Origin of the sequence: Streptomyces sp. NPDC050161, from assembly GCF_044460025.1 — a bacterium.
Classification (GTDB): Bacteria; Actinomycetota; Actinomycetes; order Streptomycetales; family Streptomycetaceae; genus Streptomyces.
Genome location: NZ_JBITJM010000008.1, coordinates 147864 through 165633, shown reverse-complemented (window position 1 = coordinate 165633; position 17770 = coordinate 147864). Strand labels below are relative to the sequence as shown.

At 73.7% G+C, this 17770-nt stretch carries 1 protein-coding gene (running past one end of the window); it reads left to right on the top strand.

Features of this window, described 5'->3' with window-relative positions; genetic code table 11:
* Positions 1–17770: the 3' portion of a protein-glutamine glutaminase family protein gene (locus ACIBK8_RS16400; RefSeq protein ID WP_399042493.1), read on the top strand. Its footprint begins 14636 nt before the window's first position; the window shows 17770 of its 32406 coding nt (coding positions 14637–32406); the start codon falls outside the window, past its left edge; the stop codon is at positions 17768–17770.

Below are 17770 nucleotides of genomic sequence, written 5' to 3'. Positions count from 1 at the left end.
TTTGCTGCTCCCCGTCGAGCAGGGGACGATCGTCTCCGTCGACGTGGCCGCCGACGGCAGGCTGCTCACGGCGCCGCACGAGCTGCACACCCTGGGCGAGGGCGCGGACACCTTCCCCGAACTGCTGCCCGACCTCGACGCACTCCGCGCACGCTTCGCCTCGGCCGAACAGACCGACGACATCCTGGAGGACACCCGGCGCCTCCTCCCCGAAACACCCGAGGAGGAGGACGAGGAGGACGAGGAGACCGACGAGGTCTACGAGGTCTACGAGACCTACGAGTTGACCCGGAACACCCCGCAGTCCCCCGAGACCGAGACCGAGACCGACCGGGTCCGCACGGTCCAGCACCTCCACACGGTCCAGGAGATCCACGAAACGACCTACACGCCCGTCCGGACCACGCAGCGGCGTTCCCCGGCGCCCGTGCCGCCGGTCGGGTTCGGCGCGGTGCACGTCCCCGGCCGGGCGCCGCAGTTCCCGCTCGGGGTGTTCGGCTCCGTGGTCTCCTTCGGCGGGGTCCGCTTCGACGGCGCCGATCTGCCCGGCGCCCGGCAGGCCCGCGACCTCGGCGACCTGGTCACCGCGCTGCTGCCGACCGCCGAGCGCATCGACGCCGGTCTCCGCGGACGCCTTGAGTCCTCGGTACGCGCCCAACTCGGCGCGCACCTCGACCGGTTGGGCGCGCACAACCTCGCACGCCGCCTGGTCGACGGCGGCCTGACGCTCACCGTCCCCCGCGGCTCCGGGCACGCCGCGCACACCGTCCACATCCGGCTGACCGACATCCACCGCCACCGGGCCACCCACACCGAGGCGCCGTACCGGCCGTACGGCGAGGTGAACATCGGCCCGCAGGAGGCGACGACCGACCGCTCGACGGGCAGCGCGGAGAGCGCCGGCGCCTCCCGTGGCGTCAACGCCGCCTTCAAGGTGCCGTTGACGGCCGGCGGCGCCACGGTCACCCCCAAGGCGGGCATCGGCCTGTCGTCGTCCCGCTCGTACGACCAGAGCCGGAGCACCAACGCGTACACCAACCCGTCGCTGGGATACAGCGGCGAGCTGGAGCACTTCTCCTTCGCCGGCACCCGGTTGGCGGTCACCACGTCAGGACCCGGCGTGGGCGCGCAGGGCAGGACCCGCTCGACGGCAGGTGACCTTCTCGTCGCCTTCCCCGCCGAGCTGGTGGAGCCGGCCGCGAACCTGACCCGCGCGCCGTGGCAGGTCCAGCTGCCCGACACCGCGGGCGACGCGCTGCGCCGCAGGTTCACGCAGGAGGCCCTGCGGTTCTTCTCCGTCGCGCAGCAGATCGGCGGCCTCGGGCACCTCCGCGACCAGCTGGTCCTTGACCACCCGGCGGACGCCGGGCCGGGCACCGCGCTGCACGAGTTCCTGCACCACCGGCTCGGTGAGCTGAGTGTGCTCAACGACCTCGCCCGGATCCTGAACGGCGGCATGTCGCTGCCGCCGGTGCCGCTGAGCGGCGGCGGTACGCTGCACGGCGGCCTGTCGGGCCAGGTCACCGGTGTCGAGCGGATCGGGGACGCGAGCGACCTGCCCGCCGTGCTCAACCTCCGCTGGCTGGAGCTGCAGGGCGCGTCCACCAGCACCGGCGGCGGCTTCTCCGTCAACGCCGGTGCGACCACCGCCCTGGGCTCCGTCCTGCCGTCCTTCCAGTTCCCGGTGAAGCTCGACCTCGGCACGTCGACGTCGTTCGGCTCCGCGGGCGACACCGGGGGCGGTCGCTGGCACAGCGTCCGCTTCAACGGACGGAGCGTGCCGTTCCTGATGACCGTCCGCCTGGAGGCCGGTGCGCGGCCCCTCGGCGACACCATCGGCCGGGAGCACACCGCGAACGTCTCGGTCGTCGTGCGGGTGCCCGAGGAGCTGGCCGACGCGTTCCAGGACGCGCTGCGCCACATCGTGGACGAGGTGCGCATCGGCCGCGTGCCCGGCGGCCCCCTGCCGCTGACGTACGCGCCGCAGGACGGCGCCCCGGAGGCGGTGATCCCGGCCGACCTGGCGCAGCCGACCGGAAGTTCGGGCCTGTACGGGCCGGTCGGGCTGTCCGGTCTGACCTCGCGCGGCCACGCCACCGACGTCAGGGAACAGCTGCGGGAGCAGTTCCTGCACGCCAGGGCGTCCACCCGCGCTCCGGCGTGGACGGCGGCCGAGCTGGCGTCCCTGGACACGTTCCTCGACACGCACTTCCACACGCAGTCGCTGGGTGCCCGCTTCACGGAGCTGTTCGGCGAGCGGGACGCCGCATCGGCCGCCGACGAGCAGGGGCTGCACCGGACCTTCGTACGGCCGCTGGCCGACGGGGGGACGGAGACGGTCCGCTTCCGGGTGCGCGCCGAGCGGGTGCCCGTGCGGCAGGGCGCGGGCATCGCGCCACAGTCCGCCGTGTACCTGGAGAAGGCCGGGTTCGACCTGTGGCCCAGTGCCATGCGGGACTTCACCAACTCCGAGTCGCACGGCTCCAGCGCGGCCCTGACCGTGGGGGTGGCGACGGGCTGGGGTGACCACGCCGGCCACGAGAGCGGCCTGAAGCTGTTCTCCCGCGGCCACACCGCCAAGAACGGCCTCACCTCCTACGCGTACCTCCTGTCAGGGCTCAACTACTCCGGTGCGGCACACCAGTTGACCTACCGGGTCCGCCTGCACACATCCGTCACGGTGCGGCGGGTACCGGCGCCGGGACCGGTCGGCACGGTGCACCGGATCGCCCGCGCGCTGACGCAGACGGCGCCCGGCGCGGCGGCCAACGAGACCACCACCCGCCCGCGGGTGATCGAGGCCGAGGCGCGCTGGCTGGTGCCGGTCCCCGCACCGGCCGCGGCGGCACAGACGCCGCACACCGACGCGCTGACGACGTCCGGCGGCCCGGTCACCCTCACCCAGCACGACCGGGTGCTCGGCGTGGCCGGTACCGCCGCGGTCCGCCGGCGCGCCCTGGAGCTGCTGACGGCGTACGGCGTCCCGGACCACCAGGCGCGTACCCACCTCGAAACGGCGCTCACCCACGACCAGTTGGTGGCGGCGCTGCACACCGGTGCCGGTTCGGCCGCCACGCAGGTGGTCCTGGACGGCCTCCTCAGCAACCGCAGGGTCCGGCTGATCTTCCGGGCGGAGATCACCGACGTGGTGGAATCCGAGGAGACGATCGCGCTGTCCACCATGGACCTCGCCGAGTACTCGGCGGGCTTCTCCGGCGTCGACAGCGTCACCACCCACCACCTCAACCACACCCACTCCGCCACCTTCAGCGGCGGCTCGGGTGAGCTGACGGGCGGGGCGGGGTACGAGCGGTCGTACTCCCCGGGCAAGGGCCGCAGCGTCGCGGAGATCACCAACGTCTCCCCCGGCAGGTTCGTCCTGCGCGACGCGCTCCCGCACCGTTCCCGGGTGGGCCGGGTGGTGTGGCATCTGACGGTCCAGGCCAAGAACGTCAACCAGCTCGGCGACTGGTCGCCCGCCGAGCGCACGGTGCAGGTGAACGTCCCGCAGGGCCTCACCTTCCTGAGCCCGCAGTGGCCCGAACTCGCCCCCGCGCAGGCGGCGGAGGTCCCCGCCACGCTCCCGGTCGCCACGCTGCCCCACACGTCGGTCAGCGAGCGCTTCCTGCCGCCGTCCGACGCGGCGGCAGCGGCGGCCGGGCACAACCCGGAGAGCCCGGCCACCCTCACCGAAATGATCATGACCGAGGTCGGGAACCTCCTCGGCACCCACGCCAGGGGCGCCCTGGACTCCCAGTGGACGGCGCACACCCCCGGCACGGCCCTGCCGGGCACCCTGGACACCGTCCTCACCCCGCGCACCCTGCACGCGATGGCCGATGCGATGACCGGCGCCGGCATGGTGCTGCACACCACCGTGCCCGGCCCCGGCCACACCACCCATCTCCAGCTGGTGTTCCGCCTCGACCGCGACCCGGAAGGCCACGGCGCGCGGTTCACCCGGCGGCTCACACCGGGCACCGTCAGCCGGTACACCCAGTGGAACACCCGCAAGGAGTCCGGGGTCAGCCGCTCCACGGCGACGGGCGACGCGTTCACCGGCCTGTTCTCCGGCGGCTCGGCGGGGTACAGCCGCTCGACGAGCAGCTCGCAGAGCCTCAGCGAGAGCGTGCTGACCCGCCGTCACGACGGGTACACCCTCTCGGGCACGCTGGCCACCTTCCGGCTGGACGGAGTGCTGGAGATCAGCCTCCGCCAATCCGTGGTGCCGTCCCGGGGCGTCAACACCGTCAGCCTCGACCTGGCCCGGCAGGCCACCCGCGTCTTCCAGGCCATGAGCCGGGGCACCACTCCCAGGCGGCGGATCCCGCTGCGCGAAGAGATCACCGTCCCGCTGTCCGAACTCCAGGGCCGCAGGCCCGCGCAGCGGACCCGCCCGCTCACCGTGGAACGGCTGTCCGCGGCGCGCGCGAACCCCGCGCTCGAAGACGCCGGACGGTTCTCGATCGCCGCGTCCGAACTGGCCCGCAAGGCCGTGAGCGTGGTCTTCAACCCGGCTGCGGTACGGCAGCTGTTCGAGCAGGTGGTCACGGCGCTGAAGGGCTACGGCGCCGAGCCCGGCGATCTGGTCCGCGACGGCCAGTTCTCGCAGGACGGCTTCCACCGCTACTTCGACCCGCACGTCCTCACCCGCCATGTGCTGCTCCACGGGCTCGGCACCGCACCGGCCGCCGTCGGCCCGGTCCTGCGGAGCCTCGGCGGCCCCCTCACCGACACCACAGGCGTGCTCGGCGTCGCCGTGCTCCCCGCCGCTGAGGCCCGGTCGCTCGGCTGGCGCCCCGGCACGTCGGAGCGCAGCGACTACGGCTCCCAGAACAACGGGATGACGCTCGGCACGGGCCAGGGGCAGGGCGTATCGGCGGGCTGGGGCCGCAAGGCCCCGGTCGGCACCGTGAACGGCGGGGTGTCGTTCGACCGTTCCGCCGGCCAGTCCCTCAGCAGCTCGGGCTGGGCGATGAGCCGGGTCGACGGCGCGGCACAGACCACGCTCTGGCACGCCCACGACTTCACGGACGCCTACGTCAAGGTGGAGGTCAGGGGCGCCAACGCGCGCGGCGGGGCCCGCTACGGCGGCGCGACGCTGAGCACCGTCTTCCGCGTGGCGGACCTGCTGGCCGTCCGGTACTCGCCGGAGGCCGCCCTGCTGGGCCTCGGCGGCGCACCGGCCACCGCCATCCACACACCGTCCGGCCGCTTCGTCCCGCCGAGGACGGCGGAGGGGCGCCACGACCCGCTGCTCACCGACCTGGCACGCGCCCAGCGGATCCCGGCCACGGATGGCGTCCTCCTGTGGCGCGTCCTGGCCGGCGCCGATGGCACCGTCATCGCCTACGGCGACGAGCTGACGCACGAGCGGTTCGAAGCGCGCTATGTCCGCGCCGAACTCGCCGGGAACCCGACCACCGCGGCGTACACCCTGACCTGGGGCCGGCCCGACGCGGACGGCTATGTGCACCTCACCGCACAGGCCCCGGCGGCCGTCGAGGTGACGGCCGTCACCGAGCACGGGCAGCAACTCGGCCAAGGGGAGAGCTCTGCCTCGATCCCGAAGCCCCCGGAGACGCAGGAGACCGGGGAGGACCAGGAGACCCGGGAGGACCGGGAGGACCGGGAGGACCGGGAGAACCGGGAGGACCGGGAGAACCAGGAGGACCGGGAACAGCGGTCGCACGTCAACGGCGCGGGCGCGACCGGCGAAACCACGGTCCTGCGCCTGGTCGGTAACGACGACGGCACCGCCTCCACGACCGACGTCCTCGACGGGCCCAAGGAGACCGAAGAGACCGAAGAGACCGAAGAGACCACTGAGGTCCAGGAGACCGAGGAGGCCATCGAGGTCCAGGAGATCGAGGAGACCATCGACGTCCTCACCTCGGTGTCCGCCCCGCACCCGCGGGTGCCGAACGGCTTCGCCGAGACGGCGCGTTCCTTCCCGCTGGGCACGTTCGGGACCGTGGTCTCGCTCGGCGGCGTCCGCTTCGACGGCCTGGAGCTGCCGGAGGTCCCGGCGCACACGGACGCCGGACGGGGCGACCGCACCGGCGCCTCCCGGCACACCGAGGAAGCGGCGCCCGGGACCATCGACCCGGACAGCGGCATCGCCGACGTCATCGCCGGTCTTGTGCCGGAGAACCTCCGGGACGCCACCCGCGCGGAGGTCGGCCGCCTGCTGACCGCGCTGAGCCCCGGCGTCTTCGCGCGGCGACTGCTCGACGGCGGGCTGACACTGCGCGAGGCCGGCACGTCCCGGGCGTCCACCGTCCGGATCCAGCTCACCGGCGTCGACCGGGACCGGGCGACGGCGCTCGCACCGCAGTACCGGCCGCACGGCGAACGGAACATCGGCCTCCAGGAAGCCGGTTCCAGCCGCGGCACCTCCGCCGCCACCGGCCTGACCGCCACGCGCGGCCTCAGCGCCGGTGACGCGGGCTCGCTCGGCTCCCTCGCAGGGGGCGCCCTCGCCCTCGGCCCCAAGGCCAGCGTCGGCGCGACGTCGACCCGCAGTGCGGGCAGCAGCCGGACCGACCTGGTGTACGCCAACCCGTCACTGGGCCTCGACGGCCGGCTGACGCACTTCTCGTTCCCCGACGTCCGGCTCACCGTCACCACCACACCGCGGCACGGCACGGCGGCGCCCCGCACGGCGCGCGGCGACCTCGTCGTGGCCTTCCCGAGCGAACTGGTCACCCTGGCGGCGAACACCCCCGCCGTCCCCTGGAGCACCGCGCCGCTGCCCGCCGGGGTGCCGGATTCCGCGTACGCCCTGCTCACCGAGCAGGCCCTGCGCTTCCCGATGGTGCCCCAGCAGGTCGGTGACCTCGGAGTGCTCCACCGCCGGCTTTTCGACGCCCACTTGGACGCCCGCGCCGGCTCCGCCCTGCACGAGTATCTGCACAGCCGCCTGGGCGAGCTGAACGTCATGACGGACTTCACCCGGATCCTCGGCGGGGAGACGCAGCTGCCGCCGGTCCGCACGGGCGACGGCGCGGTCCTGCTCTTCTCGCTCCGGGGCCTGATCGTCGCGGCCCGGCAGGCGGGCGACCCCACGGCCGTCCCCACGAACCACAACACCCGCAGGCTCGGCCTGCACGGCGCCAACACCGGTGTCGGCAGCGGACGTTCGCTGAGCGTCGGAATGTCCCTGGCGCCCGGCGCCGACCTGGCGCCGTTCTCGGGGAAGGCGTCGCCGCTCACCGTCAGCGCGAGCACCGCCACGGGCTCAGGCTCCGCCTACGAGATCGGCGGCGGCCGGTGGCAGACGCTGCGCTTCGCCGACACCAGCGTGCCGTTCCTGCTCACCGTCCGCCTCGACGTCAGCTCCCGCCGCCTCGGCCACCCCGCCCCCGCGCCGCACAGCGGGCACGTCTCCGTCGTGGTCCGGGTGCCCGCCGCACACGCCGACGCCTTCCGCACGGCGCTCGCATGGGCGGTCCGCGAGGCGACGGAGCGTCAGGACAACCCCGCGCACACCCCGGCGGCCGACCCGTTCGCGCGGCAGCACGACACCGTCGCGCAGGAGGAGCCGGCCGCCGTTCCCGCGCCGCCGCGGGAACTGTCGACGCCGACCGGGCCCACCGGCCTGTTCGCCCCCGCCGGGCTCTCCGGCGCCGCGGCCGTGCGCGCCGAGCTGGTCCAGGCGCTGAACCAGGCCGAGCGGCAGACGGGTATCGGCGCCTGGAGCCCCGTCGAGCTGGTGGCCAGGTCCGGTTTCCTGGATGCCCACTTCCACCCCGAGTCGCTGAGCTACCAGATGGCGGAGCTGTTCTCGCCGGTCGGCGTCTCGCACACGATGACCCGGCAACTCCCGGACAACGTACGGGAGGTGATCGTCTTCACGGTGCACGCCGAGCGGGCGCCCGTGGCGCGGTCCACCGGGCGGGTCACGCCGGTGGCCGCCCGGGTGCTGCCGCACACCGGGTTCGACCACTGGCCGGCCGCCATGCGCGACACCGCCAACTCCGATACGTACAGCGCCACCTTCGGGCTGAGCAGCAGCGTCTCCGCGGGCCTCGGCACCACCGCAGCCATCGGGTACACACCGGGCTTCTCGATGGCGCGCACCGGCGGCCGGCAGCACACGAACGCGTACTACACGTACCAGGTCCACGGCTACGCGCGACCCGCGTCCGCGGAGAACGAGAACGTGCTCTACACCTACCGGGTGCGGCTGCGACCGTCCGTCACCGTCCACCGCCTCGCGCCGCAGGGCGTGATCGGCAAGGCCGAGAAGGCGCTGCTCGACACCTGGACCGCGTGGCACGGCGCGCAGCCCCCGGTGACGGCGGTGCGGCACACCTCCCCGGGCCGGCAACTGGACGGTGAGGCACGGTGGCTGGCGCCCGTCTGGCCGCAGGAGGAGCAGGGGCAGGCACCCGCGCCGGTGCCGAACGCCGACGGCGCGCTCACCCAGCGGGACCGGGTGATCGACGTGCAGGGGATCACGCAGGTACGGGAGCGCGTGGTCGAGGTGCTGACGGAGCTGGGCGTCCCGGAGGCGGTCGCCGTACTCCAGGCGCAGGCGATGGTCACCTTCGACCAGCTCATCGCGGCGCTGCACAGCGCGTCCGACGCGGCGCCCGGACAGCTCGCCCTCGACGGGACGTTCACCGACCGGCGGATCCGTCTGGTCCTCCAGGCGCGGATCGACGAGGTCGGGCTCAGCCGCCCCGGCACCCTCCCGCTCAACACGATGGACCTCAACGAGTACTCGGCCGGATTCACCGGCAACCGGTCCGTCACCACCGGCAACTTCTTCCGCAACCACAGCAACTCCGTTGGCCTCAGCGGCGGTTCGGGCATCGAGCAGGGCGGCGGATCCCTCACCCACGCGGCGTCGGACAGCCGAGGTCGCAGCGTCTCGCGGATCCTGAACGTCAATCCGGGCAGCTTCAGCGTCCGCACCGACGTGCCGCACTCCCTGCACACCGGGCGCATCACCTGGACGGTCACCGCGCTCGGCGAGGACGTCAACCAGCTGGGCACCTGGACGCGGAAGAAGCCCGCGCCGCGGTCCGCCGTGATCGAGGACGGCGTCCGCTTCCTGCGCCCGCAGCCCGTGGCCGCCACCACCCTGACCGGCGCCCCCGCGGTCACCGTTCCGCAGCAACTGCCGGTGCACGCACTGCCGTTGACCACCGTCACCGAGCGGCTGCTGCCGGCCGACGGCACCGACGGCACGCTGTCCCGGCAGATCATGCGGGCCGTCAACACCCTGCTGGGCCGTGACGCGCGCGGCAGCGGCGACGCCCTGTGGCGTCTTGAGGTTCCCGGCACCGCCCTGACCGGCACGCTGGACATGCTGCTCGCGCCCGGCTCCCTGGTGGCCATGACCGACGCCCTGCGGGGAGCCGGTGTGGTCCTGCACGCGCTGTCGTCCGGCGGGCCCGGGTTCCGCTCGCACACCCGGATCGTGCTCCGCCTGAACCGCGGACACCGCCCGGAACACCCCGGCACCCGCACGGCCGCCGAGCACACCGGCGAGATCACCGACGGCGTCCTCAGCAAGTACACCCAGTCCAACTTCCGTACGGAGGAAGGGCGGACGAAGAAGAAGGGCACCGGCACCACATTCGGCGCCACCGCATCCACGGCGTCGCCGTCCTTCACCCGCTCCCGTTCGCAGGCACAGTCCGCGGCGGACAGCTCGATGGCCCGCCGCCACGACGGCTTCACCCTCAGCGGACCGCTGGCCGGCTTCGCCGTGCGGGGCACGCTGGAGATCTCCGTCCAGCAGACCGTGCGGATCTCGCCGGCCGGGGCGGTCCTCAGCCTCGGTCTGGGCCGGCCGGTGGCCAGGGCGCTCCAGCCCGAGCGCCGCACCCCGGCGCCCGTGCACGTTCCGCTGACCGAAGAGGTGCTGGTCGCGGTCTCGGAGCTGGCGGGCGGCGCCGACGAGGCGTCGGCCGCGCAGCAGGACGGCAGGACCGAGGCCGCGGAACTCCGCGTGGCGAGGCGCGTGCCCGGCATGCCCGCGCTCCGGACCGATCACGGCATCGACGCCGATGACCTGGCCAGGAAGGCGGCGCTTGTCCAGCTCAGCCCGGAGGCCGTCCGCGCGCTGTTCGATGCGCTGCACGACGATCTGCTGCGGTTCGGCGGCGCGATGAACGACCTCGCCGGACGCGGCCGGCTCGCGCAGGACACCCTGCGCAAGCTGATCGACCCTCACGTCCTGGCCCGGCACCTGATCCAGCACGGCCTCACCGATGCCCTCGGCGAGCTGCAAACCGACCTCCTGACGGTGGATCAGGTCGTGGCGGACACGCACGGCACGGTGCACCTCGCGATCGTCCCGGCCGGGCCAGGCCCCTTCCTGGCCGCCCGGCCCGGCACCGGCGAACGCAGCGACTACGGCTCACAGAACACCAGCTTCTCCACCACCGACGGCCGCAGCAACACCACGGACACCGCCGCCGCCCACGCCCACCCCCTGGCCGGCTCCGCGACGGGCTCGGCGAGCGGCGGACTCTCCGCCGGCCAGTCCACGAGCCTGACCCACGGCACCAGCGGCTGGGCCATGAACCGTGTCGATGGCACGGCGACGGACACCTTCTGGAACGTGCACGGCCTCACCGACGCGTACGTCCGGGTCGTGGTCCGCACCCGAAGCGTCACGAGCGGCATCAGCTGGAGCAGCGACGTCTTCGACGCCACCTTCCTCGTCCGCGACCTGCTGGCCGTGAGCCTGTCCCCCGAGGGAACGCTGCTCGACCTCGGCAACGCCGGTGCGCGGGCGATCCGTACGCCGTCCGGCTGGTACGTGCCGCCGCGCCCCGCGCGCGACCGGCGCGATCCGCTCCTCCTCGACCTGCGGCGCGCACAGCAGGTCGCAGCGCCGGAGAGCGGGCTGATCTGGCAGGTCACAGCGGGCCCCGATGGCACCGTCACGGCCTTCGGCGAACACCTGACCCGCGCGGAGTTCACGGACCGCTACATCCGCCCGGAGCTGGACCGCAGCCCGGCCACCCGCGGACACCGGCTCACCTGGGCCCCGGCCGCCGACGGCCTCGTGCGGATCACGGCGGCCCCGGAGACGGCGGAAGGACGGGAGGAACGGGAGGAACAGGAAGAGCGGGAAGAGCGGGACACCTCCACGCGGGAGCGGCAGCAGCAGGCCGCCGCTGCGGAGCGGGACGCCCGGCGCCTCGCGTGGGCCGCGCTCCGGGTGGACGGGGAGCAGACGGCCACCCTGGAGCGGTCCGGTCTTGAGCCCCGGCGCATCAACGCCGACGGCGACTGCTTCTTCCACGCCGTGGTCGGGACGCTCCGCGCCCACGGGCAGGACCCCCACCTGCTCGGCATCGAATCGCCTGACGACATACGGGCCCTGCGCGCCACCCTGGTGCCCAGGCTCCGCACGCTGCTCAACGGCACGGACCCGGATTTCTGGTACCAGGTCCTGCCGCCGCTGGCCGAAGCCTTCCGGATCGGGGAAGGGGACTCCCCGCAGTACCTCGCCCACGCGGGTCAGGTCCGGCGGATCCGGGCGCACGTCGCGGAGCGGTCGGAGCCGGTGGCACGGCTGCTGGCGGAGCCTCTCGACATCGCCGCCTGGCGCGAGGTGCTGAACGCCACCGGGATCGCCGAGCAGATCGTCGCGGACGTCGCGACGCCGGGCCGCTACAACGGCATCGGCGGCGACCTCGTCCCGTTGCTGTTCTCCCAGGTGTACCCGGGAATCCGGCTGTCGGTGCTGAACCTGCGCAGCACCACGTGGCAGACGCTCACCGACCACGGCCACCCGGTCCGCCTGGTACGGGTCCTGACCGCGGCCGGGCAGGAGCACTACCACGCCACCGCCCCGGCCGCCGCGACGACCACCTCGACGACCACCACCGACGGGGCGGCCCCGAAGACCGCCCACGCGCCGCGCCACGTTCCCGAGAAGACGGACGCGACGACGGAGACGGACGCGCGGACGGAGACCACGTCCGCTCCGCGGCTGCCGGTCCCGCCCGCCCGGCTGGCCGACGGCCGGATCGGCGCGAGCGACCACGTACACGTCCTCGGGGACCACGAGGAAGCCCTCGTCGACCAGTTGATGCCCGCCCTGCGCCGGACGCTCGGCAGCGAGGCGGCCGAGGCGGCGCGCCTGCAGTTCCTCGACCACCTGGGCACGGAGGAGATCAAGCCGTGGCTGTCCGGCCTGAGCCGTGGCGGCACGCGCTGGGTGCCGGTCGATGTGCCGGGCTGGGCCGGTGAGGTCGAGGTCGGTGCGCTGCTGCGCGACGCGGTGACGGCCGAGGTCCTGCCCAAGGTCGAGTTCGAGAGCGGCGCGGAGTCCGCCGCGGGCACCGGACACATGGCGGAGCGGACCCGCCACCTCACCTACGGTGCCGCGCTGCGCGTGACGTTCCCCTACGGGCGGGCCGACCTTTCGGCGACCGCACAGCACCAGAAGTCCGGCGGCGGCGGCACCGAGCAACTGGACCGGATGACCGCGCGGGCCAAGACCGCGTCCGAGGCGCTGCGGATACGGGCCGTCGCCGATTTCACGCTCGACTTCTCCGGCGTGATCGCCACCACAGGCAAGGGCGGCCGGGCGCTGCCCCTCCAGGATCCGCGGCCGGGTGTCTCCTCGTCCGGCCCGCACCGGCTCACCGTCTCCCTGCCCGCGGAGCTGCTGATCCCCGCCTGGGAGTCGGCCGACCACACCGGCGGCCCCGACGTCCACCGGCTGCCCCCCGCCCGCGTACGGGAACTGCTCGCCGTCGGCTCCACCGACGTCGTCCTGGACGTCTACGCCACCGACCTCGAAGGAAAGCGGCTCCGGGGTGTGGCGGACCTGCTCACGCAGCGGCTCGCCGGTGGCCGGTCGGTCGACGACCTCGGCCGCGCGGAGTTCGGCGACGCCTGGCCGCAGGTACGCAGGCAGCTGCTCGCCCGGATCGACTTCGGGCTGCTGCACGAGCAGTTCACCGCGACGATGAACGGAGAGCCGCTGGAGATCGACCTGCCGGACGGCCTGGGCTCGGTGCTGTTCTCCACCGAGGTCGCGTCGATGCGGCACGTGCACGACACCGCGGTGACGGAGTTCACCGTCGGTACCGACGTGACCCGCACGGTCAACCAGGTGGCATCGGCGGGCTTCAGCACCTCGTACACGGGCGGCGGCCAGATCGCGCCGTTCGGCGTGCTGCCGCTCAAGGGCGCGGCCCAGCGCCGGGAGCAGTACGGCAGCGACGGCGTCACCATCGAGTCGCGCTCCGCCCGTACCGGCACGGCCGTCAAGAACAAGGCGCCGGGTTCGGTCTTCGACGGTGTGGCCCTCGTACGCGTCGCCTTCGTCCGTCCTGACAGCGAGCGGACGGCGCTGCCCACGGCCTGTACCACCGTCGGGTTCCGTTCGCTGTCCGAGACCGCGGAGACCGAACGGGCCGACGAGGCCACGGTCTTCACGGCGCCCTGGGTGCGGGAGCTGACGGAAGCCGCCGGGAGGGGGCAGGAGGCGCCGGCCCCTGAGCGGCTGCCTCGGCGCCTTGCGCCGCCGGAATTCTCCGGTGCCGAGACCCGCTACCGGCCGCCGTTCTCGGTGTGGAACGTCACGCCTGGCCGCGGCGGCCTGCCGGACGCGTCCGTCGTCCTCGACGTGTTCCCCGGCGGCGGCTTCGACCTCTTCCCCGAGCACACCCGCCCCGGCGAGAGCCCCGGCACGCAGGCGACGTGGATCCGTCAGCGGATCGACGCCATCGGCGCCTCGGTCTTCACGAAGGAGGAGTGGCAGCGCCTCGGCGCGCACTACCGCAGCAGCTTCCGCCGCGAGCACTTCGCGGCGGGGATCGGCGGCCTGACCCGCGGCGGCAGGCTGACCAGCGCGCCGCTGGGCAGCGCCGCCGGCAAGGAACTCACCACGTTCTCGGCACGGGCCACCCTCCAGTCGCTGCGGTACCTGAGGACGATCGACACCGCCGACCTGAACGTCATCGGCGAGACCGGCAGCGGCAACGCGCTGCGCAACCTGGTCTGGCGCGAGGGCGGTTGGCAGGCGCTCGGCGGCGTCGACGCCACCCTGCCGAAGGACGGCTACCTCCAGCCGACGGGCGGCCTCGGCAGGAGCACCCGCACCCGCACCGGCACCCGCGCCGCCGAACAGGCCAAGAGCCTCGCCAACGCCAGGTACCGGGAGCCGATGGTGGTGTTCGCCGCCGAGGCGACCATCGGTTTCGACGTCACCGACGAGAACGGGCGGCGGATCCCGACACCGGCCACGGCGCAGACCGCCGTCCTCCCCTTCGTCGTGGCGATCCCCAAGTCGCTGTGCACGCCGCACACCGACGGCGCCCACGTCTTCACCCGTCAACGGCAGCACGCGGCGGGCGAACTCCGGGCCCGGAAGACCGCCCGGGAGACCGCGCCGCAGACCCCGGCGGTACGGCCGCCGCTCCGCATCACCGGACAGCGCCGCCTCACGCCGGACGACCACGTGCTGAGTCTCGGCAACGGCCGGTGGCCGCTGACGGCGCTCCGCGACGAGCTGGCGGCGCTCTTCGGGGCGCACTGGCCGGCGGCCGAGTCCCAGCTGGCGGTCTTCCTTGACCCGCAGGCACTGCGGCCCCGCATCCCTCAACTCAGCCGGAATCCGGAGGCGTTGGGTACGGTCACGGTCCAGGCCGGCGGCATCGTCGCCGAGGTCTCGCTGAACCGGCTCACGGTCCACGGCATGCGGCACCTGCGGACCGTGCCCGGGTTCGAGTCGGAGACCGGCACCGAGCGGACCGGCACCACCGGTGCGATGCGGGACCGGCGCGAGCGCACCCAGCTCATCGGTGACGTGGCCGGCAAACTCCCGGCCGTGGCCACACTGCGGTACACCCACACCCGCAACTCCGACACCACCACGGGGCACGCCGTGGACACCGGCGGCGCCTCGGTGGCCAAGGGCAAGACCGTCGAGTCGTACGAACTGTTCGACGGGACGCTCTCGTTCCGCTTCGACCTCACGGTGACGCGGCCCGAGCCGTCCGTACCGGAACAGCTGCCGCCCGGACTCCTGACGGCCGGTCCCGTGGCACCCGGCACCCGGTCCACGACGACGCTGACGGCAGGCGCCGACGTCTCCGCGGTCTTCGCCTTCCCGTCCCGCGAGGCCCTCACCGGCGACGGGCACTCCCCCGTCCCCCACAGCGAGGTGCCCGAACGGATCCTCCGTACCCGCCGCCTCGGGGACAGCGACATCGTCCGGCACGTCACGCTGCCGGACTCCGCGACGGACATGTACACACTGCTCGGCGCCCTGGACGACCGGGGCCGGCGGGTCTTCGGCTCGTCGCGGCGCTGGCAGCGCGCCAAGGCGGACCTGGCAGCCGCGCTGCCCACCGACCGGATCACACAGAACCTGCGCGACATGTCGGCGGACCAGCCGCTGATCATCGACGTCCGCGGCGGCATCGTGCTCGTCACCGCCGCCGTGGAGGAGATGGCGCCCGGCGTACGGGCCGGTGTCACGGAGTTCACCGTCGGCGCCGAGCGGACCTTCGGCGAGGGCGGCACGGACGGGGTGTCCGCGCTCGCCGGCGGTTCGTCCACGGGCCACAACCTGGCGTTCACCGGCAGCGGCCGGATCGCGCCCGGCGTCAACCTGGTGGGCGGCGTCAACGTCACCACGGTGACCGGCGACGACACGGTGTCGATCACCGGGACCACCGGCAAGACCGCCAGGACCACCAAGAGCAAGGTCGCTTCGGCGCTGCACCACGGCCGGATCCTGCTCCGCTTCGACATGCAGGCGACGGACAACGGCACCCACCACGCGGTGCTCCGCGCGCTGTACCGCAGCGGGGCCCGCACGGTGCAGGAGGCGCTCGGCAACCTCCAGACCAGGCGTGACCGGCTGTCGGCGGGCCGAGCGGCAACCACCGGCGCCGCGACGCGGCCTGCGGGGGTCGCGGGCGTCCTGCGGCAGTGGCGCGAGAACGAGCGGTCCCGGCTGCTGAGGGCCGCCGAGGAGTGGCGCACCCGGCTGACGCCCCTTCAGGCGTCGCTGACCCGGAAGGGCGCAGGCCGCTCGATCGGCACCGTGCCCGTCGGCTTCGCCGTACTGGTGGAGGACGTCGCACCGGACACGGACCGGCGGCCCGCGCCGACGCGGCCCACCGACGCATGGGTGATCCGCAGCCTCGACTCCATCGGCGGACTGCACCAGATGCTGTCGGCGGGCGCCGTCGAGCACCTCGGCACGGCGCGGTGGAACACCAGGCCGGGGAGCAGCAGCCGGACCTGGAAACAGCAGGCGGAGTACGCCTTCAACCGCGAAACGCTCAAGGCGTGGCTGGTGCACATGGCGACCGTGCGGGTACCGGAGAACGGCTACCTGCCGCCCGGCACCTCGCTCGGCTTCGACCTGTGGACGGAACCCGGCGGGCAACTGCGGGTCACGGCCACCGTCGACCTGCCGGACGAGCTGGAACCGGTCCGGGTCGACAACGCGGCCGAGGCGACACGGACCGGCGAGGCCGGGCACCGCTACGGCGCCGCCCAGCACGACACCGAGCAGCGTTCCGGCCGGGTGCAGTTGGGTGTCGAGGGCGGCGTGACGGGCACGTCCAAGGCGCGGGGCACCGTCTCCGTAGGCGGCGGCAGCCAGTCACGTGACGGCGGCACCCTGATCGAGAGCGGCCGCGTGGTCACCGGCACCAAGACACCCAGGCCGCACGAGATCCGCACCGGCCAGGTACGGGTGACGTTCCGGTACTACCGCGGCCAGGAACTCCTGGGCAGGGTCCAGGGCATGACACCGGTGACGGTCGGCATCCCGGTGCAGCCGTCCACCGAACCGGTCACCGAACCGGTCACCGAGCCGTCCGTCGAACGCTCCACCGGACCGGCGCGGCCGAAGGACACGTCGACGACGGACGACGCGTCGGCGCAGCGAGAGACACAACGGGAGACGCAACAGGAGACACATCGGGAGACACAACGAGAGACGCAGCGGGATGCGCCCGCCTCACAGGACCAGCCGCGGACCGTCACGGTGCAGCAGCCGTCGGCGCTCACCACGCCGCCCGTGGACACGTTCCTGAAGAGCCTGCCGACGGCCACCACGGCGGCACCGTCGCAGGTGGCCCCGGCGCAGCCGTCACGACCGGCCCCCGTGCAGCAACCGTCACAGTCGGCTCCGGTGCCACAGCCGTCACGGTCGGCTTCCCTGCCCCAGGCCCCGCTGCCGCTCGCCAACCTGGGCACCGCGCCGCAGCACACGGCCACCGCCTCCCGGGCGGTCACCGAGCCGGCCGCCCCCGCTCCCCTCGTCCCGCTCGTCGTCGACCAGGAGCTGGTCAGGGGACGCCTCCAGGTGACCCGGTGGGAGCCATCCGCCGCGCCGGAGCGGTCCGGTGCGGCCATCGGCCAGATCCGCTACCGGATGGGCACCCTGGATTCCGGCAGTCTCCCTGCTCAGGACCCCGTTCTGGCGCTGGCAGGGGCGGCGGGCGGCGGGCAGCCGCCGCGGGTGCTGCACCTGAGCGGGGCGATGTTCCGGGACGACCCCGACGACGCCCGGCAGATCGTCGCGGCACTGCTGCGGCGGGCCGCGACGCTCGCCGAGGGCGGCCGTATCGACCCGGGGGCCGAGCTGGTGCTCGTGGAGACCAACGGGGCCGTACTGACGCCCGAGATGCTCGGCGTCTTCGGCTTCGAGCGGCTGGGTGACGGCGGGCTGTGGCACCTCGGGACCGACGGTTTGATCGCGGGGATGAGCAGTCGGCCCAAGCCGGACGGCCTGATCGTCGACAACTGCGAGTCGACGCGGTAG